General features: G+C 51.2%; 20 protein-coding genes. 6 read left to right on the top strand and 14 right to left on the bottom strand.

All coding sequences use genetic code 11. The features are described 5' to 3' along the window. Nucleotides 1-2: 2 nt before the first annotated feature. Nucleotides 3-1,400: a PhoH family protein gene (locus CCY32_RS10640; protein ID WP_088330607.1), complete on the bottom strand. Its 1,398-nt coding sequence runs from the start codon at nucleotides 1,398-1,400 to the stop codon at nucleotides 3-5. Between the two features lie 270 nt (nucleotides 1,401-1,670). Here CCY32_RS10640 and rapA point away from each other — a divergent pair, with 270 nt between their 5' ends. The 5 genes from rapA to CCY32_RS10615 all read left to right on the top strand — a co-directional run bounded on the left by rapA (nucleotide 1,671) and on the right by CCY32_RS10615 (nucleotide 8,238). After that, the gene (gene rapA / locus CCY32_RS10635) at nucleotides 1,671-4,496 is read left to right on the top strand and encodes an RNA polymerase-associated protein RapA (RefSeq protein ID WP_088330606.1); all 2,826 of its coding nucleotides are present in this window, start codon (nucleotides 1,671-1,673) and stop codon (nucleotides 4,494-4,496) included. Beyond that, nucleotides 4,496-5,152 carry a bifunctional tRNA pseudouridine(32) synthase/23S rRNA pseudouridine(746) synthase RluA gene (gene rluA / locus CCY32_RS10630; RefSeq protein WP_088330605.1) on the top strand — a complete coding sequence of 219 codons (657 nt, stop codon included), beginning with the start codon at nucleotides 4,496-4,498 and terminating at the stop codon, nucleotides 5,150-5,152. The genes rapA and rluA overlap by 1 nt, the downstream gene beginning before the upstream one ends. A gap of 171 nt (nucleotides 5,153-5,323) precedes the next feature. Further along, complete coding sequence (locus CCY32_RS10625; RefSeq protein WP_168171491.1) at nucleotides 5,324-6,106, top strand: DUF3530 family protein; 783 nt, start codon at nucleotides 5,324-5,326, stop codon at nucleotides 6,104-6,106. Nucleotides 6,107-6,280: 174 nt separating this feature from the next. Continuing rightward, complete coding sequence (locus CCY32_RS10620; protein ID WP_088330603.1) at nucleotides 6,281-6,604, top strand: hypothetical protein; 324 nt, start codon at nucleotides 6,281-6,283, stop codon at nucleotides 6,602-6,604. 131 nt (nucleotides 6,605-6,735) lie between these two features. Continuing rightward, entirely contained in the window at nucleotides 6,736-8,238 is a 1,503-nt protein-coding gene (locus CCY32_RS10615) for an MFS transporter (protein WP_088330602.1), read from the top strand. A 46-nt stretch (nucleotides 8,239-8,284) separates the two neighbouring features. Here CCY32_RS10615 and CCY32_RS10610 read toward each other — a convergent pair whose 3' ends face one another. Further along, complete coding sequence (locus CCY32_RS10610; protein WP_210401728.1) at nucleotides 8,285-9,172, bottom strand: LysR family transcriptional regulator; 888 nt, start codon at nucleotides 9,170-9,172, stop codon at nucleotides 8,285-8,287. A 98-nt stretch (nucleotides 9,173-9,270) separates the two neighbouring features. Between CCY32_RS10610 and CCY32_RS10605 the strand changes: the two genes are divergently transcribed. Next, nucleotides 9,271-9,894 (top strand): class I SAM-dependent methyltransferase, encoded by a 624-nt coding sequence (locus CCY32_RS10605; RefSeq protein ID WP_088330600.1) that lies wholly within the window; start codon nucleotides 9,271-9,273, stop codon nucleotides 9,892-9,894. 25 nt (nucleotides 9,895-9,919) lie between these two features. On the opposite strand, the gene nqrM is transcribed toward CCY32_RS10605, so the two are convergent. From nqrM to CCY32_RS10540, 12 genes are all read right to left on the bottom strand, one after another. Beyond that, nucleotides 9,920-10,153, bottom strand: a complete 234-nt coding sequence (nqrM, locus tag CCY32_RS10600; RefSeq protein WP_088330599.1) for a (Na+)-NQR maturation NqrM — start codon at nucleotides 10,151-10,153, stop codon at nucleotides 9,920-9,922. Nucleotides 10,154-10,165: 12 nt separating this feature from the next. Then, nucleotides 10,166-11,134, bottom strand: a complete 969-nt coding sequence (locus CCY32_RS10595; protein WP_246840597.1) for an FAD:protein FMN transferase — start codon at nucleotides 11,132-11,134, stop codon at nucleotides 10,166-10,168. A 130-nt stretch (nucleotides 11,135-11,264) separates the two neighbouring features. After that, nucleotides 11,265-12,497, bottom strand: coding sequence for an NADH:ubiquinone reductase (Na(+)-transporting) subunit F (gene nqrF, locus CCY32_RS10590; protein ID WP_088330598.1), 1,233 nt, complete (start codon nucleotides 12,495-12,497; stop codon nucleotides 11,265-11,267). A gap of 23 nt (nucleotides 12,498-12,520) precedes the next feature. Continuing rightward, on the bottom strand, nucleotides 12,521-13,129 hold the full coding sequence (gene nqrE, locus CCY32_RS10585; RefSeq protein ID WP_088330597.1) for an NADH:ubiquinone reductase (Na(+)-transporting) subunit E: 609 nt from the start codon (nucleotides 13,127-13,129) through the stop codon (nucleotides 12,521-12,523). A gap of 3 nt (nucleotides 13,130-13,132) precedes the next feature. Next, nucleotides 13,133-13,765, bottom strand: a complete 633-nt coding sequence (locus CCY32_RS10580; RefSeq protein ID WP_088330596.1) for an NADH:ubiquinone reductase (Na(+)-transporting) subunit D — start codon at nucleotides 13,763-13,765, stop codon at nucleotides 13,133-13,135. Between the two features lie 13 nt (nucleotides 13,766-13,778). After that, nucleotides 13,779-14,534: a Na(+)-translocating NADH-quinone reductase subunit C gene (locus CCY32_RS10575; RefSeq protein WP_088330595.1), complete on the bottom strand. Its 756-nt coding sequence runs from the start codon at nucleotides 14,532-14,534 to the stop codon at nucleotides 13,779-13,781. After that, nucleotides 14,524-15,741, bottom strand: coding sequence for an NADH:ubiquinone reductase (Na(+)-transporting) subunit B (locus CCY32_RS10570; protein ID WP_088330594.1), 1,218 nt, complete (start codon nucleotides 15,739-15,741; stop codon nucleotides 14,524-14,526). The genes CCY32_RS10575 and CCY32_RS10570 overlap by 11 nt, the downstream gene beginning before the upstream one ends. A gap of 3 nt (nucleotides 15,742-15,744) precedes the next feature. After that, nucleotides 15,745-17,085: a Na(+)-translocating NADH-quinone reductase subunit A gene (locus CCY32_RS10565; RefSeq protein WP_088330593.1), complete on the bottom strand. Its 1,341-nt coding sequence runs from the start codon at nucleotides 17,083-17,085 to the stop codon at nucleotides 15,745-15,747. Nucleotides 17,086-17,511: 426 nt separating this feature from the next. Next, a complete protein-coding gene (gene fabV / locus CCY32_RS10555) occupies nucleotides 17,512-18,690 on the bottom strand; it encodes an enoyl-ACP reductase FabV (RefSeq protein ID WP_088330591.1) in 1,179 nt (392 codons plus the stop codon). Between the two features lie 120 nt (nucleotides 18,691-18,810). Continuing rightward, the gene (locus tag CCY32_RS10550) at nucleotides 18,811-19,860 is read right to left on the bottom strand and encodes a TRAP transporter substrate-binding protein (protein WP_246840596.1); all 1,050 of its coding nucleotides are present in this window, start codon (nucleotides 19,858-19,860) and stop codon (nucleotides 18,811-18,813) included. Nucleotides 19,861-19,914: 54 nt separating this feature from the next. Further along, the gene (locus CCY32_RS10545) at nucleotides 19,915-21,285 is read right to left on the bottom strand and encodes a TRAP transporter large permease subunit (RefSeq protein ID WP_088330589.1); all 1,371 of its coding nucleotides are present in this window, start codon (nucleotides 21,283-21,285) and stop codon (nucleotides 19,915-19,917) included. Continuing rightward, nucleotides 21,285-21,794, bottom strand: a complete 510-nt coding sequence (locus tag CCY32_RS10540) for a TRAP transporter small permease subunit (RefSeq protein WP_246840589.1) — start codon at nucleotides 21,792-21,794, stop codon at nucleotides 21,285-21,287. The genes CCY32_RS10545 and CCY32_RS10540 overlap by 1 nt, the downstream gene beginning before the upstream one ends. Nucleotides 21,795-21,804: the final 10 nt, after the last annotated feature.

Here is a 21,804-nt window from a genome sequence, read left to right as displayed (position 1 = left end):
GCTTACAAATGCTCTTCAGCAAACTCCGCCAGGCGGCTGCGAACCACACCATCAAGGTTGATGGTGGCACTGCCGGTGAAGTTCTTAAACTTCTCCACCAGGTACGTCAGGCCTGATGTCACGGGGCTCAGATAGTTAGAATCAATCTGCGCCAGGTTACCGGTACAAATCAGCTTGGTACCTTCACCACAGCGGGTAATGATGGTTTTTAACTGTGAAGCCGTGAGGTTCTGACTCTCATCCAGAATAACAATGGCATTCTGGATGCTGCGCCCCCGCATAAAGTTGACGGACTTAAACTGAATGTTGGCCTTTTCCATGATGTAGCTCATGGAGCCTTTGACGTTCTCGTCATTTTTATGCAGCACCTCCAGTGAGTCCGTGATGGCCGCCAGCCAGGGCGCCATTTTTTCTTCCTCGGTACCGGGCAAAAAGCCTATGGACTCGGCGATTTCAGGTGTATTGCGGGTCACGATAATCTTATCGTACATCTTTCTCTCAATGACCATTTCCAGAGCCGCTGCAAGGGCCAACAAGGTTTTACCGCAACCAGCCGGACCGGTCATGATGATCAGGTCAATATGCGCATCCAATAGCGCGTGAAATGCCATGGCCTGACCAATGTTTTTAGGGTGAATGCCCCACGCTTTACCAGACATCAGGCGATCGTAGCCCAGATCCAGAATTTCCAGCGTGGTGTCTGTCATGCCCTCAACAACGGCAGCAAACTGTCTGGAATCATCGATAAGAAATTCGTTGATGTAGGCTTCAGGGAAGACTTTTCTATCTATGGTATGAACGGTTTCGCGGCCCTCACTGCGGCTTTCAACAGACTTCACCTTGTCCCAGAAATTACCTTCAAATTTATGGTAACCACGACTCAGATATTTGATATCACTGATAAGCTGATCGGTACGATAGTCTTCAACATGGGCCAGGCCCGCCCCTTTGGCTTTAAGGCGCATATTGATGTCTTTGGTGACCAGCACCACTTGGCGGGGGGTTGCCCGCTGCTGAATGTGCAGCGCCGCGTTGATAATGCGGTTGTCGTTCTCGTTACTGGTAAAAACCTGCTGGGCCTTAGGCATGCCATGATCGGAAAAAATGGAGAAATGCCCGGTTGGTGCCGCAGCACCGGATCCCAACCCCTTCAACGAGACACCTGCCGTGAGCTGATCCGGTGTCGCCTCGTGCAACACATCTTCCATCGCACGAATGGAAATGCGGGCATCCCGGGCAACGTCTTTTTTGCTGTCTTTGATGTAATCAAGTTCTTCAAGTACGGTCATCGGGACGACGACGTCATTTTCTTTAAAGGACAGGAAAGCGAAAGGTTCATGAAGGAGGATATTGGTATCGAGAACGTAGATCTTAGTATTCACCGCTTTGGTTCTTGCCATTAGCATCTCCGGCTGGGTTAACCCTGCAGCGGGCCGGCATGGGTCCCGTGCAGCGACCATGTATGCGTCCATAAGCAGTCAGCCATGGAACGCATAGGCTTTGTGCTTTGCCGACGGTTTTTTTAACCGCGACACCCTCACAATAGAACACTTTTGTCTGCCGATCACCTACTTTTAAATAAGGCTCAAAGGAGAAGAGGAATCCGGAGTAGGAAATTTCCACCGGGCAGAGTAAAATCCGCCGCCGCAATCCTTATTACTGGAGAAACTATGTCATTTGCCCTGGGGCAACGCTGGATAAGTCAGACCGAGTCTGAACTGGGACTGGGTACCGTGGTCGAGATCACAGACAGAACCCTGAGTTTATTGTTTGCGGCCACCGGAGAACAGCGTACCTATACGCTGGCTGCGGCCCCACTTATCCGTGTCACCTTTGGTGCAGGGGACAAAATAAGCAGCCATGAAGGCTGGCATATGCTGGTGGAAGAGATTGAAGAGCAAGACGGGCAACTGACCTACCAGGGTCACCGTCTGGACAACGGCTTAAAGGTCGCGCTAAAAGAAACCTTTCTCGATCACCATTATGTGCTCGATCAGCCGGACCAGCGTCTGCTCAATGGTCAGTATGACGATCCGAAATGGTTTGATCTGCGTCTGGGCTGCCTGAATCAGCAATTTCAGCATCAAACCTCCGCGTTACTAGGCATGACTGGGGCCAGGGTGGACTTGATTCCACACCAATTACATATCGCCTCTGAGGTCGCTCACCGTTATGCACCAAGGGTGTTGCTGGCCGATGAAGTGGGTCTGGGGAAAACCATTGAGGCCGCGCTGATTATTCATCAACAGCTGCTAACAGGCCGAGCCTCCCGGGTGCTGATTGTGGTGCCTGACAGTCTTGTACATCAATGGCTGGTAGAAATGCTACGTCGCGTGAATCTGGCCTTTTCAATTTTTGACAGCAGTCGCTGCCAGGCCATGCAGGAAGAGGATTCGAATCCGTTTGAAGCAGAGCAGCTGGTATTATGCAGTCTCGATTTTCTGACGGATAACCCGCAGTATCATAAACTCGCCGCCTCCGCACCATGGGACTTACTGGTGGTGGATGAAGCTCATCATCTTGAATGGTCAGAACAGGCACCCTCTGCCGCCTATCAGTGCATTGAAGAACTCGCCACCGTAACCCGTGGAGTGCTGTTGCTCACCGCCACACCGGACCAACTCGGCCATGCCAGTCACTTTGCCCGTCTGAGACTGCTGGATCCTGATCGCTTTTACGACTACCCGGCATTTTTAAAAGAAGAGCAGAGCTACAGCAAACTCGCAGACGCCATCAGCCCGCTGATTGAAGGTCAGGATCTGTCTACAACGCAAATCACCGCCATCGCTGAATTCGCCCCTGAACTCACCGATTCATTGAAATCACTTAATCAGGCTGGCGACCAGGAAAAGCAACGTCTTCTCAGTGAACTCATCGACCGCCACGGAACCGGACGCCTGTTATTCAGAAACAGCCGCGCTGGTATTAAAGGGTTTCCCAAGCGCCGTTTGCACAGTTACCCCTTGCCGTTACCCGATTGCTATGCCTCCCTGTTCGAAAACAGTGAACTGGATTTACAGTACTACCTGACGCCAGAGCGCCACCCTTCAGTGCAAGAGAACTGGGCACAGCACGACCCCAGGGTTAACTGGTTTATTGAGCTACTGCAACAGCACAAACACGACAAGGTGCTGGTGATCTGTGCCAGTGCCGGTACGGCCATGCAATTATCCGACGCCCTGCGCACTAAAGCGGGTATCCATGCGGGTGTGTTTCATGAGGGGCTGACTCTGGTAGAACGGGATAAAATGGCGGCTTTTTTCGCGCAATCAGAACAGGGCACGCAGACCCTGCTGTGCAGTGAGATTGGCAGTGAAGGACGAAACTTTCAGTTCGCCCATCATCTTGTACTCTTCGATTTACCGCTTCTGCCTGATTTACTGGAGCAACGTATCGGGCGTCTTGACCGAATTGGCCAGCAACAGGATGTGCAGCTGCACCTGCCCTACTTTACAGACAGTGCTCAACAACGATTAATGCATTGGTACCATCAGAGCCTGAATGCTTTTGAGCAAACCTGCGCTGTTGGCAGTACCGTATTTGAGCAGACTGAAAAAGAACTTATTGCAGCCCTTCATCCCCACACGGACATCTCACAATTTGAGCAGGTTTTAGCCCAAAGCCAGCAGCTGAGCCAGCAATTGAAGCAAGACTTAGAAGCGGGTCGCGATAAACTGCTGGAGCTCAACTCTTCCGGACGCGGAAGTGTTGAACCGCTACTACAGGCCATTCGTGATTCAGATGATTCCGCCAGACTAGAGCACTTCATGGGGCAGTTGCTCGATGCTATCGGTGTGATTCAGGAAGACAAAGACGAGAGTCGCTATATTCTTCGGCCCGGCGACACCATGGTCAATCAGTTACCGGGTCTTGAGGAGGATGGGCTGACCATTACCTATGAACGTGCAGCGGCACTGGCAATGGAGGATGTTCAGTTTTTTAGTTCCGACCACCCCATGGTGCGTCATGCCATGGATGTGGTACTGACGGACACGTTGGGGAAAAGCAGCCTGGCTCTGATGCAGGACAAATCGGTGGCAAATGGAGCATATTTTATCGAGTGTTTGTTTGTTTTGAGCAATAATGCCAGCCGCGATCTACAGTTGCATCGCTACCTGCCGCCGACCCCGATCCGGGTTTGTCTGGATGCCAAGGGCGCACTCCTTGACGCAACCTTCTCTCAGCTGAAACCTCTGAATAGCAAAATCGGTGGGCAATTGCTCAAGGCGCTGGAAAAACAGATCCAGGACACCCTCAGACAGGCCCATAAATTCGCCGGGAAACTGGCAAGAGAATGTCGTCACACCTGCCTCAACAAGATGCAGACTCAATTGGGTCAGGAACTGGACAGGTTGCTGGAGCTGAAGAAAATTAATCCCAGTATCCGGGATGAAGAGATTCAGCACCTGGCCAGACAAATTCACCAGTTGGGTGAACTGATCAATGATTCCAGACTGCAACTGGAGGCCATCCGTCTGGTGGTAAACTCGCACTGATGGCCCTGTTACATTATCAGCCCCCGGTTAAGCCCTGGTTGGACATTCTGTATCAGGACGACGATTTACTGGCACTGAACAAGCCCAGCGGCTTGCTTTCTGTGCCAGGTAAGGCCCCGCAACACAAAGATAGCCTGCAAACCCGCGTCCAGCGTGTATACCCCACTGCAACGGTGGTGCACAGGTTAGATATGGCGACCTCTGGCATCATGTTGATGGCGTTAAACAAGGCCAGTCACCGACATATTTCCCGGCAGTTTCAGTACCGGGAAACGGACAAATGTTACCAGGCCAGAGTGTGGGGAAGACTGCAGGATGAGAGTGGAGACGTGGATTTGCCACTCATCTGCGACTGGCCCAACCGACCGCGACAAATAGTAGACTGGGAAAAAGGTAAAGCGGCGCTGACACACTGGCGGGTACTGGAGCGTGAAAAAGACTCCACCCGCGTAGAGCTGATCCCGGTCACCGGGCGCTCACACCAACTCAGAGTGCACATGCTCAGTCTCGGCCATCCGATTCTGGGGGATCGCTTGTATGCCTCAGAGGAGGCTCTGACGATGGCAAGTCGCTTGCAATTGCATGCCTGCATGCTTCGTCTGACTCACCCAACTACCAATAAACCGATCCGGTTCGACTCTCCTTGCCCCTTTTAGTCCTGAAAAACGCGATTACACACAGCGCTGCCATTTCGAAAAAGGCACAATACCCTGGCACTGTGTGCCGTTGATTTCACTTAAGTTCTGCGCGCAACCCCCGATAACAGAACTATGGCGATACGATACCTATTCTTGCTCTGTGTTTCTTTGCTGGGTCAGGCGCAACAAATGTCCTCTGACAGCCTTGTCGATCAGGACGTACAGCGCGCCCTGCCTGAGCATGCGTATCGACAACTGCAAAGTGCCGAGGACTCTTTTGTAGCGCTGTTCAGCGAACACAGCATTGCCAATAATATGGGGGTAGCGATTTTACTCAATGATACGGGAATGGCACATACCTCTCCTCAGTCCCTTGGTCCCCTTGCTAGATACCTCAATGCAGAGGGATGGGTTACCCTGGTGATGACGGCTCCGCCATTGCCTCGTTCAGCAGAATCCCAGTCGCCGGTAACGAACAATGAAGACACAGAAACAGCCGACATTCGCCCTTTCGAAGCCATTGCACAAACCTCTGTCGAACAATTCGAAACCTTCACAACCCAATTGACTCAGCGGGTCGATGCGGCCAAAGAGTTTGCTTCTGGTTACCCTGGGTTTGTCCTGGTTGTCGCACAGGGAATCAGTGCTGCTGCATTGCTTAACCGATACTCAGAGCAACAGCAGAATCTGCCCGATGCGTTAGTCACTGTTTCGCCCTACTGGCCCGACAGACAGCGTAATCATCAACTGGCGCAGCAAATGGCTGAGGTGCCCATACCGGTGCTGGATATCTATAACCGCTGGAATAACGCCTGGACCCTGAGTGAACGCCAACAACGGCTGATTGCTGCGCAAAAAGCCCTGAAGTTACATTACCGCCAGCGGGAAATAATCGGTACGCAACTGATCGCCGGTCAGTACCCTTACATTGCCAAGGAAGTGCAGGGTTGGCTGATCTACATGGGATGGTAGTCCCGGCAAACTGACAGCGCTGTCACTCATCGCATATCTCATACCGTTAAGCCCCCTTCAACTTGTAGATATTCAATTACACTGAATAGAATGCATCACAATAGTGCACTTCAGGATAATTCCTGATTTCATGGCTATACTAGGTGGAAAAAGGGCCGGAGTAATCATACACCCGTGACTGTTCATCATTTTATTAACCGCAAAGCATCTCAACTGGTGTACTTTGTCAGAGCGTTCTGGGAAGGGCGTCTCCCATATCGGGAGATGGATCTCTATTTCTGGGACACGATGGAAGAGTGGAGCCAGGTAAAAGACACGCTGAGTCAGCCCTGTACCCAGAAAGAGCGGGTTTTCTGGCACCTGTTGCACCAGGTACATTTCTGGTCCGAACAAAAATTGCGTGATGATCCCTACTTGCGCAGCGAACTGGCCACCTGTCTGGAGTATCTCGAAGGGGAAGGTCAATGCCCGTTGGACTGCATAGGCGTCAGACCTTAAGTCTATTTAATCCCACTCCTGCTTGATTCCGGCGCCTATCCATGGCCCAATAACCGGATTATTGACTCAACCCGAACCTGCCCCTTGTGTCTTTTGTTGTAACCCAGCTTAATCATTTTCGTAACCGCACAATGCTAAGCATTTTCCTGTTTGGTGTTGCCAGTGGCTTTCCCTGGGTGATGATCGGTTCGGTCATGTCCGCGTGGCTGAAAGATGCCGGATTAACCCGCTCAGCTATCGGGTATTTCAGTGCAGTTTTTGCGGTCTATTCAATCAATTTCTTATGGTCACCGCTGGTGGATCGCCTGCGACTCCCCCTCTTATCCGCGTCAATAGGACAACGTCGAAGCTGGATTCTGTTGATGCAGTGGATGATGGTACTGGGATGTCTTGGTCTGTCTCTGGTGGATCCGACACAGACGCTGACCTTTGCCGGGCTCACCGCCCTGGCAATCGCATTGTCATCTGCAACTCAGGACATTGTTATTGATGCCTATCGCATCGACAGCATTCCCACAGAACACAATGAGCAACAATCCACGGCGGCGGCCATGGCCACGTCAGGTTGGTGGACCGGCTATGCCGGACTCGGTGCCATCCCCTTTTTTATGGCCGACCTGCCCGGCTGGCAATGGTCAGATATCTATTTATTGCTGGCCGCCATCATGGCACTGCTTAGCGTCAGCGTGTGGATAGCGCGAGAACCGGATTCTTATCGGGAGAATGTGTATCAACAGGCACAAAGCCGTTATCTGGGTGCCATCTCGGTTAATCCTCATCAGGCGACGCTGGTACTGCTGGCCATTATCCTGGCTATTGTCTTATGTATTGTGCAGGTATTTTCGCCTAGCTGGCATCCTCAACAATCGACGCTGTTGACTGTGCTCATTGCTGCCTTAGCGGTATTTGCTGTTACCCGAATCAGTAAAATGCTGCGGCAGGTACCTCGTCAGGGGCAATCTCACTCCAACGGTGCCCAGAAAGCACTCGCCTGGTTATTGGTCTCTCTGGGAGAACCCTTGCGGGATTTCTTTAACCGTAATGGCGTGAAGGTCGCCCTGTCTCTGCTGCTCTTTGTGGTTCTGTTTAAAATGGGTGAGGCCATTCTGGGACGCATGAGTATCGTATTCTACAAAGAGATCGGCTTTAGTAACTCCGACATTGGCGCATATTCCAAGTTGCTGACCTGGGCGGTCACCATTGTGGCCTCTGTCACTGGCGGCCTGCTAAACCTCAGAATTGGCATCATCAAGGGCTTATTTGTTGGTGGCATCATCATGGCAGCAAGCAATCTGCTGTTTGCCCTGATGGCATCCGTTGGCCCCAATAAGAGCCTGCTATTTGTGACTATTGTGGTGGATGGTTTTACGGCAGCCTGGGGTACGGTCGCCTTTATGGCGTTCATTTCGGTACTGTGTAACCGCGCCTTTACCGCCAGTCAATATGCCCTTCTGGCCAGCATTGGCACCTTCGGCAGAACAACCCTTGGCGCCTACAGTGGCGTGATTGTGGATTATCTTGATGGCAACTGGCAGGTGTTTTTTGTGCTTACGGCGCTGATGGTGTTGCCCAGTTTGTTATTGCTCTACCTGATCCGGGATAAAGTCAAAGCCATTGCGGGGGAGCGAGCCTGAGCATTGTATCCGGCATATCGCCACCTCAAACTTGAGGTGAATAGGTTCAGCTTTGCAGTGCATCGGCAAGAAAATCAAAGACCAGCCTCAGGCGACGACTGGTGTGCAGTTCACGGTGCACCACCAACCAGGTTTCGGCTTCAAAAGCAGGGAAACCGGGCAGTGCCCGCTCGACTAAAGGCTCTGCATCACCCACCTCTTCGATCATAAAGCCCAGACCCAGGCCGGCTTTAACCAGCTCCCATTGCACCAGGTGACTGGCAGCCGTGACGGGAAAGTTCTTCTCGCTAAGCTGAAATCCCCGTCGGTTAAGTTCTTCTTCGAGCAAACTGTTGAGCTCAAAGCGAAGAAAGTCTGCTTCACTGAGATCCTGCGGACTCTGACGTCTGAGAAAACGAGCGAGATACGCCACGGTGCCATACAAATGGGCCTTGATGCCGCCTAACTTCCTGACGATCAATTCAGGCTGTTCAGGTCGATACGCCCGAATCGCAATATCGGCCTCGCGAAGCATCAAGTCACTGGTGTTATTGGTCGCAATCAGTTCGACTTCGATGCCGGGCGCCTGGCTTCGGAGTCTGGCCAGAATGGGAGGTAAAACATACACCGCAGTGGCTTCTGTAGCACTAATACTTACTCTGCCCTCGATAGCCTGGGTGTGTCCACTTGCAGCTAAGGAAAAACGTCCCGCCGCCTCGGCCATGGCTTTGACCTGAATCAGCAGATCATGACCACTGGGCGTCAATGTTAACCCGCGGGATGAACGCTCGAATAAGGTTACCCCCAGCTCGGACTCCAGTGCATTCACCTGCCTTCCCAAGGTGGGTTGGGCCATATCCAAGGCCCTTGCCGCGGCAGAAAAGGATCCCTCTTCCGCCGTCACCAGAAACGCTCTGGCGCGATTCCAGTCGAAATTAATGCCGCGCAAGCTCATACAAATTTGTATAGGTGTAATGCATTTTTGGCTCTACTCTCTGCGTTTTCGCATAGTTATTATGCGCCTTAAAGTAATCGACAGTAAAGATATTCGAGATGCAGACCACCTCCAAGTTCTGGGACAAAATTGCGCAGCGTTACGCCAGGCAACCTATCGCCGATATGACCTCATACGAACATAAGCTGGCCAAAACGCGCGAATACTTTCATAGCGAAACCAGAATACTCGAACTCGGCTGCGGAACCGGCTCAACTGCGCTACTTCATGCACCGCATGTGGCCCATATTCTGGCAACGGATGTGTCGCAAAAAATGGTTGAGATAGGTGAACATAAGGCCAAGGAGCAAGGGGTTACCAACATCAGCTTTGAGCAGGCTGAGGCCGACCAGATCGGTCTCACGGAGCCGGTGGATATGGTGATGGCCATGAGCCTGTTGCACCTGGTGGAAGACAAAGACGCCCTGATTAAACAGGTTTTTTGCTGGCTCAAGCCGGGTGGTGTTTTTGTCTCCAGTACAGTTTGTCTGGCCGACAGCCACTGGCGTCATATTCGCCTGATCGCACCACTGGCGAGAATGCTTGGGCTCATGCCCATGTTTAAGGTGTTTTCACAGAAGGAGCTGACAATGGCACTGGCCCATGCCGGATTCAATATCGATTATGCGTGGAAACCTGAAAAGGGGCCTGCCGTATTTATGGTGGCCAAGAAGCCCCTTTAAGATTACCCGCAGTCTGGGTAATCGACTAGATAATCTTATTCTGCTGCCATTCCTGAAGCTTCTTCTGGCGCGCTTCTTCCCGCTCCATCCGTGCTTTTTTACGATCACAGGGTTCGGGACAATCACAGGCCTTTTCTATGCCGATGGCTCCGAGTCCCCCACAGCTGCCTGAAATGCTTTTCTTCTGCACCAGGTAACCAACGGACATGGCAATCACGACTAAAAGAAAAAAACCAAAAGCCAGAAAAAACGTGCTCACAAACTACCCCTGTTACTGCAAATAAGGATCAAACTCGGCGGTATTATACGCGCTAAAGCCATCTTTTTCGCGGATTATAAACATCACGGCCAAATTTTGTTCTCTGGCAAAGGCAAGTCCTCTTTCCGCCCCCATGATATTCAGTGCCGTAGCAAGACCATCCGCTGTCATGCTCGATGGATGAACCACGGTCACGGAGACCAAATTATGCTTAATCGGATAACCCGTGGTGGGATCGATAAGATGAGAATAACGTATCCCGTCTTCTTCATAATAATTCCGGTAGTCACCCGAAGTCGCCACGGCGTTGTCTCCAACGCTGATGACCTGTTGCACCGCACGCTCAGTAGATACGGGTTTTTCGATTGCAACGCGCCAGGGCTGTGCTGTTGACTTTATGCCCTTGAGACGCATCTCACCGCCAATCTCTACCAGATAATTGTGTATCCCCTGACGCTCCAGGTGATTAGCAACCACATCCACGCCATAACCCTTGGCAATGGTAGACAGATCCACATACAGCTCTGCCTCACGTTTTCTCGCATACCCTGCATCAAGTTGTAATTTGTCCAGCCCTGTCCGGGCTTTAGTGCTTTCAATCAGCTCCACAGAAGGCACGTTTTCAGGGCGACCAGCTGGACCGAACCCCCACAGATTGACCAGCGGACCAACGGTAACATCCAACAGACCTTCGCTTAACTGACCGAGGCGTTTTGCCTCCTGCATGACTGTTAAGGTCGCCTCAGATAGTGGGAATGGCGCCGTGCTCTTCCATTGATTAAAGCGCGACAACTCTGACTCTGGATCATAGGTGGACATCTGCTTGTTGACCTTTTCCAGTAAGCTATCAATATCCTGCTTAAGGCCTTGTTCGTTCAGATTCTTGCTATTTACGAATTTAATTGTGTAGGTGGTGCCCATGGTGCGACCTTGCAGCACAGACTCTCCAGGGGGCTGCTGACAGCCTGTTACCAGCACCATCAACAATACGACTAACACAGCTTGAAGACTACGAATTATCACACCCATTCCTCTTTGTCAGATGACCGAGCTAATTAAAAACAAACGCATAAAAAAAGGGGCCGCAGCCCCTTTTATAAGATAATGAGTATTAGCCGCCGAAATCGTCGAGCATAATGTTCTCATCTTCTACGCCCAGTTCCTTGAGCATATTAATGACCGCCGCATTCATCATCGGTGGACCGCACATATAGAACTCACAGTCTTCCGGCGCAGGATGATCCTTCAGATAGTTCTCCAGCAATACCTGGTGAATAAACCCTGTATGGCCTTCCCAATTGTCTTCCGGCTGAGGATCGGAGAGCGCCACATGCCAGGTGAAGTTTTCGTTCTGCTCCTGCAGCTCATCGAAGTCTTCAACGTAGAACATCTCACGCAACGAACGGGCACCATACCAGAACGTAATTTTACGATCGGTTTTGATCCGGCGCAGCTGGTCAAAGATATGTGAACGCATCGGTGCCATACCGGCACCACCGCCCACAAACACCATTTCTGCATCAGTATCTTTGGCGAAGAATTCACCGAATGGACCGGAGATGGTGGCTTTGTCGCCTTCTTTGAGGCTCCAGATATACGAAGACATCTTACCGGCAGGAAGACTCAGATTATTAGGCGGCGGCGTAGCAATACGCACGTTCAGCATAATAATGCCCTTTTCCTCAGGATAATTGGCCATGGAATAGGCGCGAATCACTTCTTCATCAACTTTGGACTCGATATCAAAGAAGCCGAAGCGCTCCCAATCCGGACGATATTCTTCCGGGATCTCAAAGTCTTTATATTTCACGTGATGAGGCGGTGCCTCAATCTGAATATAACCACCAGCGCGGAAAGGTACACTCTCACCGTTAGGAATTTTGAGTTTGAGTTCCTTGATAAACGTGGCTTTGTTGTCATTAGAGATAACATCACAATCCCACTTCTTAATACCAAAGACTTCATCTTCCAGCTCAATCTTCATATCCTGCTTGATAGCAACCTGGCAGGACAAACGGCAACCCTCGCGGGCTTCACGCTTGGTAATATGATCCAGTTCCGTTGGCAGAATTTCACCCCCGCCGTCTTTCACGTCGACGCGGCACTGGCCACAAGAACCACCACCACCGCAGGCAGAAGAAACGAAAATACCGGCGTTTGCCAATGCACCCAACAGCTTATCGCCTGGTTGGGCGGTGATGGACTTCTCCGGATCACCATTGATTTCGATGGTGACCTCGCCAGAGGGCACCAGTTTAGACTTGGCGAAGGTAATGATGAACACCAGCACCAGTACGATGGCGATGAACATGCCGACACCAAGATAAATCTCAACTTGATTCATTAGATACTCCTATGTGTCGTGCGTTACAGCGCGATACCGGTGAAAGACTGGAATCCCAGCGCCATCAGACCGGCAATCATAAATACCGAGCCGAGACCGCGAATACCATCAGGCATGTCGGCATACTTCAGCTTCTCTCTTACTGCGGCCAGCAGGGTAATAGCCAGAGCCCAGCCCATACCACTACCTAAACCGTAGACGATACTTTCGGTAAAGTTATATTCACGCTGCACCGCAAAGGCAACACCGCCGAAAATGGCACAGTTCACCGTGATCAACGGCAGGAAAATACCCAGCGCGTTGTACAGAGGCGGAAAGAACTTATCCAGTAGCATTTCCAGGATCTGTACTAAAGCGGCAATGACCCCAATAAACGTCAGAAAGCTGAGGAAGCTCAAATCTGCTTCAGGGAAACCCATCCAGTCGAGAGCCCCGGGTGCCAGCACATTCACGTAAATAACCTGGTTTACCGGTACGGAAATACCCAGTACCACGATCACTGCTACACCCAGACCCATAGAGGTTTTCACCTTTTTGGACACGGCCAGAAACGTACACATACCCAGGAACAACGACAGGGCCATGTTTTCAACAAAAATACTCTTAACTAAAAGACTCAGATAATGTTCCATGGCTTACTCCTTAGGCTCTACTTGCTCTGGCTTGATGGTACGGATTACCCAGATCAGCCCAGCAATCAGCATGAATGAGCTGAATGGCAGGATCAGCAAACCATTACCCTGATACCAACCGCCATTTTGCACCAGAGGCAAAATCTCGTAGCCCAGCAGCGTACCAAAGCCGAACAGTTCTTTAATCACCCCGATTACAATCAGTACGAAGGAATAGCCCAGACCGTTACCAATACCGTCTAACAGGCTCATCATCGGAGGATTTTTCATCGCGAAGCCTTCCGCTCGTCCCATCACGATACAGTTGGTGATGATCAGTCCCACAAACACTGATAGCTGTTTGGAGATCTCATAGGAATAAGCCTTGAGGATCTGGTCCACAACGATTACCAGTGATGCAATGATGGTCATCTGAATGATGATCCGCACACTGGAGGGAATGTGATGACGCAACATGGAAATAAACAGATTGGAAAACGCCACAACCGCAGTCAGGGCCAATGACATTACCAGTGCTGTTTCCAGTTTCGTTGTTATCGCAAGCGCCGAACAGACACCCAACACCTGCAAGGCGATGGGGTTATTGTCCAGAATCGGCCCAAATAGCGTCTTTTTGTACTCTTTAGCTTTTGACATTGCTACTGCCTCCTCAAGACTTCCAGGGCTGTTTATTCAGGTAAGGGCCAAAGCCATTTTCACCCAACCAATAATCCAGCGTGTTCTGCACGCCATTGCTGGTCAGGGTCGCACCTGAAAGGGCATCAACAGCATAGTCATTATCAGCCGCGACATTTTTCTTCACGGCAATGGCGACTTCGCCATCTTTATAAATTTTCTTACCATCCCACTTTGCTTGCCAGTCAGGGTTTTGTACTTCTCCACCCAGTCCCGGTGTTTCCTGCTGATCGTAGTAGATCAGCTCGCGGATAGTATTGCCATCATTATCAACAGCCAGAAAGCCGTACATCAGATTCCACAAACCACTGCCATGCACAGGCAGTACGATGCGGGATACGGCGCCGGAGTCATCCTTAACCAGATACACACTGGCTACATTCGCCCGGCGCTGAAAACCGACGTTGCTGTTCTCAACCTTAATACTCTTGTCTGTCACCTTAGCCGCTTTATACATATCGTAATCAGCTGGCATGTCGACATATTCACCGGTATTCAGGTCAACAAAACGACGCTCAATCTTGGCGTCATAAGTTCCGGCAATGTCGCCTTTCGCCTGCTCGAGTAAGCCGGCCGCGTGCAGGATATTACTCTGCTTGTCCAGTGCTGCGTTGGTCTGCTGCAAAGAACGTAAACCAACGGCTGCACCGGATACCACGATGGAACAAACCAGACATACGGCAACAACAATGCCGACTGTTTTGGGGAAAGTTTCTTTTTTAGCTGACACGTGCCATCCTCCGTTTGATATTGCCCTGCACAACGAAGTAGTCGAACAGTGGTGCCCACAGGTTAGCGAACAGGATGGCTAACATCATGCCTTCGGGGAAGGCGGGGTTGAGCACACGAATCATCACACACATAAAACCAATCATGATGCCGTACGCCCATTTACCCTGATTGGTAAAAGACGCAGACACAGGATCGGTCGCCATAAACAACATACCAAAGGCAAAACCACCGGTAACCAGATGCCAGTACCAGGGCATTGCGAACATGCTATTGGTGTCACTGCCAATCATATTAAGCAGGGTGCTGAACAACGCCATGCCAAACAACACGCCCAGCACGATCCGCCAGGACGCAATGCGCATGTACATGATAAACAATCCGCCAATCAACAGCGCCAGGGTAGAGACTTCACCCACAGAGCCCTGAATGTTGCCGAAGAACGAGTCCCACCACAATTGCGTATCTGCATAATCCAGTGAACCGCTGGCAGCCTGACTCAGCGCCGTTGCGCCGGAAAAACCGTCCGCAGCGGTCCAGATGGCATCGCCGGAGATTTGTGCCGGATAGGCAAAGTACAGGAACGCGCGGCCAGACAGCGCCGGGTTAAGGAAGTTACGTCCTGTTCCACCGAACACTTCTTTGGCGATGACCACACCGAAGGTGATGCCCAATGCGACTTGCCACAATGGAATAGTGGCCGGCAAGGTCAGTGCAAACAAAACTGAGGTCACAAAGAAGCCTTCGTTAACTTCGTGTTTGCGTACCGAGGCGAACAACACCTCCCAGAAACCACCGACAATGAAAGTAACCGCATAGATGGGCAAAAAGAAGCAGGCGCCATACAACATCATGGAGCCCCATCCCGCTGCGGCTGTGCCCAATTCACCGCCTAACGCAGAGAACAGACCGGCCTGCCAGTACACATTCACCGTATCGGCCCATGAAGCACCTGCTAACAGGGCTTCATTGGCCTGATGACCCACATTGTACATACCGTAGAACATGGCAGGGAACGTGGCCATCCATACCATGATCATGATCCGTTTCAGATCAATACTGTCACGCACATGGGTTACTGCTTTGTTGACTTTACCCGGTGTATAGAAAATGGTGGCGGCCGCTTCGTACAGCGCATACCACTTCTCATATTTACCACCTGGCTCAAAGTCAGGCTCAATTTTTTCAAGATAATCTTTTAAACTCATGGATCAGCCCTCTTTCTCAATCTTGGTCAAGCATTCACGCAGGACAGGTCCATAGTTATACTTGCCAGGGCACACATAAGTGCACAATCCAAGATCTTCCTCGTCCAATTCCATACATCCGAGCAACTGTGCGCTGTCTGTATCACCGGAGAGCAGATCTCTCAACAACATAGTCGGTAGAATATCCAGCGGCATGACCCGCTCATAGTTACCTATTGGCACCATCGCCCGGTCAGAACCATTAGTGGTAGTGGTCATGTCGAACAGGCGTTTTGGCGACAAGTGTCCAAGGTAAGCACGGGTTACAGAGTGCTTATCGCTGCCAGGGCGCAACCATCCGAACAACTCTTTCTGATTGCCCTCGGCAAGCAAACTCAATTGCAGGTGAAAACGTCCCAGATAACCATGAACACCATGAGCATTGGTTCCGCACAACACTGAACCTGAAATGACGCGGATATCGCCACCAGTCATCTCGCCTGCCGTCAACTGCTCGGTACTGGCACCAAGCACCGTGCGAATCAGACGCGGGTTCTTCGCTGCAGGACCACCTAAGGCAATAACACGGCGGGTATCAATCTCACCGGTGGTGAAAAACGAACCGTACGCCATGACATCCTGATAATTGATGTGCCAGACCACTTTGCCCGGACCTGCCGAGTCAAGAAAGTGGATATGTGTGCCAACCAACCCTGCCGGATGCGGACCGGCAAATTCGTTGACTTCGACTTTGGCATCGCCGGTGCTGACATCTGCACCCGCCGCTTTACTGACATAAACGTTTCCGTCGGTCAGGTTGCCAAGCACTTTCAGGCCGTTGATAAAGTCTTCTTTACGCTCTGCGATAATGGGAGCAGGATCTGCCGCCAGAGGATTGGTATCCATCGCATTGACGAAAATAGCTGCAGGTTTTGACCCAAGCTCAGGAGACTTGCTGTACGGGCGGGTACGCAGCGCTAACCACATCCCTGAGTCGACCAGCTGCTTTTCCACCTCATCTCGATTAAGGTTGTCGAGTTTAGCGGCATCAAAGCTGGGAAAGCTTTCCTGTTCTTCGCCATCCAGCTCGATCACAACTGACTGCAACACACGACGGGCGCCGCGGTTGACTTCTACGACCTTACCGGCAGCAGGCGCTGTAAACTTCACACCGGGATTCTTTTTGTCTTCAAAAAGTAACTGACCTTTTTTGACTTTATCGTCTACCTGCACATGCATGGTAGGACGCATCCCGACGTACTCTTCTCCAAGTACGGCCACCCGGTTAACCTGGGGACCATCATGGATCTGTTGTTGTGGCGCTCCCTTGATGGGGAGATCCAACCCTTTGGTGATTTTAATCATACGCAATTGCACTACTCATTGACTGAATACTCATCAGGATTGCCTGGATTAGAAATCCAACCCTGATGAGGACTCAAAGCGAACTTCACCTGACCACTGCTTCCAGTGACAAGCGCCTGCAATTTATACTCTTACTCTTGATTATTCGGTTCGGCTCTGTGGCCGCTGCCGCATTGCAAAACCCGTTCAGGCACTGCGTTATTCCCGATGGCAGCATCTACAAACAAAACCCGGTGGCGTACCTCATAGACTTCGTCCGCAGAGAAAACAGGAAAAATGCCGAAACCATACTGCTGGGTTTCTAAGCGGCGCATTTTAGCACTAACTACCAAGGGTTTTCCATGGCAATATTTGTGCAACTTTAGGCCAGAGTCTGCTCTAGAGCAAAAAAAACCGCCTGCACGGCGGTTCTTTTAAATCAGGCGCTTACCAGTTTACCATTGGGTTGACGTCTGCATCATAGTCCACTTCATCAAAACCGAAGCCAAACAGGTGCAGGAACTCCTGATGATAACCCGCATAGTCGCTCAATTGATGGAAGTTTTCCTGAGTAACCTGATCCCACAATGCCTTGATTTTAGCCTGGGTCTGCTGGTTAGTTTCTTTGCTATCCATACGCAGCCGGTTCGCCTCATCGGTTTGCGGTTCATCGGCAAAGAGTTTTTCGGCAAACAGTCCCTGAATTTGCTCGATACAACCCTCGTGCGTCCCCTCTTCCTTCATCACTTTATAGATCAGGGAAATATACAATGGCATTACCGGAATCGCGGAAGAGGCTTGTGTAACCAGCGCCTTAAGTGAAGACACGTAAGCTTTCACCTGCTTATCGGCCTTAGTGGCATTTATGGCGGCAGCGGCTCGGTCCAGATCCTCTTTGGCTTTACCAATGGTGGCATGACCATAAATCGGCCAGGTCAGCTCTTTACCAATATAAGTGTAGGCCGTTGTGCGACAGCCGTTAGCCAGCACCCCCGCCTGGTCCAGCGCATCCATCCACATTTCCCAGTCTTCACCCCCCATTACCTTGATGGTGTGATCAATTTCTTCCTGGGTAGCGGGTTCCAGTTCAATATCATGGACCAGATCTTTATCGGTATCATAGGTTTTGGTCTTGTAACCGTGTCCCACCGGCTTCAAAACTGATTTGAAGGTCTCACCGCTGTTGGGATCGGTGCGTCGTGGCGAGGCCAGACTGTAAACAACCAGATCCACTTTGCCCATGTCGGCTTTAATCGCTTCGATGACCTCGGCCTTAATTTCATTTGAAAAGGCGTCACCGTTGATCGTTTTAGCGTACAACCCGGCCTCTTGCGCCTGTTGATGAAAGGCGGCCGTATTGTACCACCCAGCGGTGCCCGTTTTACGCTCAGTAGGAGGCTTTTCAAAGCACACACCCAATGTTTTGGCGCCATAACCAAAAGCTGCGGTAATTCTGGAGGCCAGCCCGTATCCTGTTGAGCATCCCAATACCAGCACATTTTTGGCACCCTGTGCCGGGTGAGATTGCTGGCGGATGTAATCAATCTGCTTTTTCACATTGACAGCACAGCCCACCGGGTGGGCATTAGTGCAAATAAAGCCGCGAATTTTCGGCTGAATGACCATATTGACGCTTCCTTTGAAATAAAGTGGGGGCATTGTATCGCCCCCGTATCGATAAACAACTCTGAGCAGCTAGGCGTATTGAACTTTGTTGTCAGCTTGTGGTTCAGTTCGCCCTCATCACTACTGGCGGTTCTTGTAGTATTCAAACTCGGACAGTCTATGGTAGCGACTGACGTTTTTCTGAAATTCCTGATAAGAGGCATATATCCTGGCAAACTGAGGATCGGCCTGTGCCTGCTCCTGCATGACCTCGGCAGAAGCCCGTTTCAGCGCTTGCATAACGTCTTCGGGTAATGGCAACACCTTCACTCCATGCTTGTCCTGTAATGCCTGCAAGGCTTCATTATTGCGGGCGGTGTATTCATCAAGCATGTCCTGATTGACCGCGCGGGTAGCCACTTCAATGATGGCCTGTAAATCCTCTGGCAGCGACTGGTAGGCCTCTTCATTAACGGTGAATTCCAGCATCGCGCCAGGCTCATGCCAACCGGAGTAGTAATAATAATCCGCCACTTTATGCAGACCAAAAGCCAGATCATTGTAAGGGCCGACCCACTCGGTGGCATCAATTGCACCGGTTTGCAGTGAAGTGAAAATCTGCCCTCCAGGCAAGGCGACTGGCATCCCCCCCACCTTTTTAAGCACTTCTGCGCCCAGTCCTGGCATACGCATCTTCAGGTTTTCTAAATCAGCGATACTAGTGATTTCTTTCTTAAACCAGCCAGCCATCTGCACCCCGGTGTTACCCCCTGCAAAGGGAATCACACCAAAGGGCTTATATAGCTCACGCCATAGCTCAAGACCGCCACCATAATGGATCCACGCATTCATTTCCGTCACATTCATACCAAAGGGGATGGCAGTAAAAATCTGTGCTGCGGGCGCTTTACCCTTCCAATAATAGCTACCAGCATGTCCCATTTGTGCTGTGCCATTGGATACAGCATCAAATACTTCAAACCCCGGCACCAGCTCACCTGCCCCATAAACCTGGATCTTGAGGCGACCGCCTGACATCCTGTCTACGTAGTCAGCGAAGGTTTCAGGTGCCCTGCCCAGACCTGGAAAGTTTTTGGGCCACGAGGTCACCAGTTTCCATTTAAAGGTCTGTTCCTTCGCCGCTGGAGCTGAATCAGTTGTTGTGGATTCAGAGCAGGCAAATAGCAGGATCGTGACGCAGGCAACGCTCAGATTTCTGAAGATATTCAAAACGAACTCCTTGTGTTAACTATAAAGTTTATCCGGCAACCAGGTCACCAGCTCAGGCCAGACGGCGAGTGCACCCAGCAAGAAAAGTTGCAGAATAATAAAGGGAATTACCCCACGGTACATATCCGATGTTTTGACACTTTCTGGTGCCACACCCCGCAGATAAAACAGCGCAAAACCAAAGGGGGGAGTCAGAAATGACGTTTGCAGATTAATAGCGATCATGATGCCGAGCCATACCGGATCCACGCCCATCATCAGCAATACAGGCCCGACAATGGGCACCACGACAAAGGTAATTTCAATAAAATCAAGAATAAAGCCCAACAGAAAGATGACCAGCATCACCACCAGCATGGCACTGAACACACCGCCGGGCAGACCGGTAAAAAAGTCTTCTATAAGCGTCTCTCCCCCCAACCCTCTGAACACCAGAGAGAAAACGGAGGCGCCAATCAGAATTAAAAACACCATCGCGGTGACTTTGGTGGTGCTCAGCATGACCTCCTGCAACCGGGGCAAGGTTAACTGACCGCTAAAAAGCGCCAGCAGTAAGGCGCCCAGCGCGCCAACTCCCGCCGCCTCTGTGGGCGTTGCCAGACCGAGTAATATTGACCCCAGCACCAGTACCATCAGCAGCAGGGGGGGCAATAATGCTTTCAGCAGTGGCAACAAACTCAGCGTAGATTCTTGTTGAGTTTGGTCTTTGCGCACAGACTGGGGTTTTAGCATTCCCAGAGCCAGAACATAGATGAGATACATTCCCACCAGCATCAGTCCGGGGATTAGCGCCCCGACGAAAAGGTCTCCTACCGACACCGAATCGGGAGAAAAGATGCCCATGTTCAGTTGCGCCCGTTGGTAAGCGCTGGAGAGAACATCGCCCAGCAATACCAGTGCTATGGAAGGAGGAATGATCTGTCCCAGAGTACCGGTGGCACAAATGCTGCCTGTAGCCAGGGCTGGTGAGTAGCCCCGTTCAAGCATTGAGGGCAGAGACAGGAGCCCCATAGTAACAACGGTGGCACCAACAATACCGGTACTGGCTGCCATGAGCATGCCCACCAGAATCACCGACACCGCCAGTCCTGCCCGATATCGGCCGAAAACCTGCCCCATTGCCGTGAGTAACTGTTCGGCCACCCGCGACTTTTCCAACATCACCCCCATGAATACAAACAAGGGTACTGCCAGCAACGTCTGATTTGTCATGATGCCGTAGATACGACTGGGTAATGCGCTCAGGTACGCCAGATCAAAGGCCCCAAAAGACGCACAGATCCCTGCAAAAATAAGCGCCGTACCCGCCAGTGAGTATGCGACAGGGTAGCCCAGCATCAATACCAGACAGACCACCAAAAACATCAGTAACGCGAGCCATTCCATTAATGATCATCCTGTTTCAATGACAACAGACAACTGATGATGTGTGCCACACCCTGCAACAGCATTGTCAGGGCAAACAGCGGGATCAGGGTCTTGAGTACAAACACCAGAGGTAACCCTCCTGCTTCACCAGACCCTTCCAGCAGGGCCCAGGATTTGGCCGCGTACTCCCAGCCGACAATAAGAATGTAGAGATTGACTGGCACCAGTAAAAACAGCGTGCCGCCAATATCAATGCGGGCCTGCGTTGCCGCTGAAGCCTTACGATAAAAAATATCCACCCGAACATGCTCGTCAGCTTTAAGTGTATGTGCGGCACCCAGCAGAAAGACCATGGCATGCAGATAAAGCGCCGATTCCTGCATGGCTATCCAGCCAAGATTAAACCCGTATCTGAGCACCACAATGGCAAAGACCAGTAATACCATCAGCAAGGTCAACCAGCTGACCAGCCTGCACAGGCGATGATTCAAATCTGAAATGAAGGTGTGACAGCGTTGTAACAACAAGGAAGGTCTG

Origin of the sequence: Lacimicrobium sp. SS2-24 (assembly GCF_002201535.1) — a bacterium.
Taxonomy (GTDB): Bacteria; Pseudomonadota; Gammaproteobacteria; order Enterobacterales; family Alteromonadaceae; genus Lacimicrobium.
Note: the sequence above shows the minus strand (reverse complement) of the source record. Positions and strands in the feature narration are given on the sequence as shown.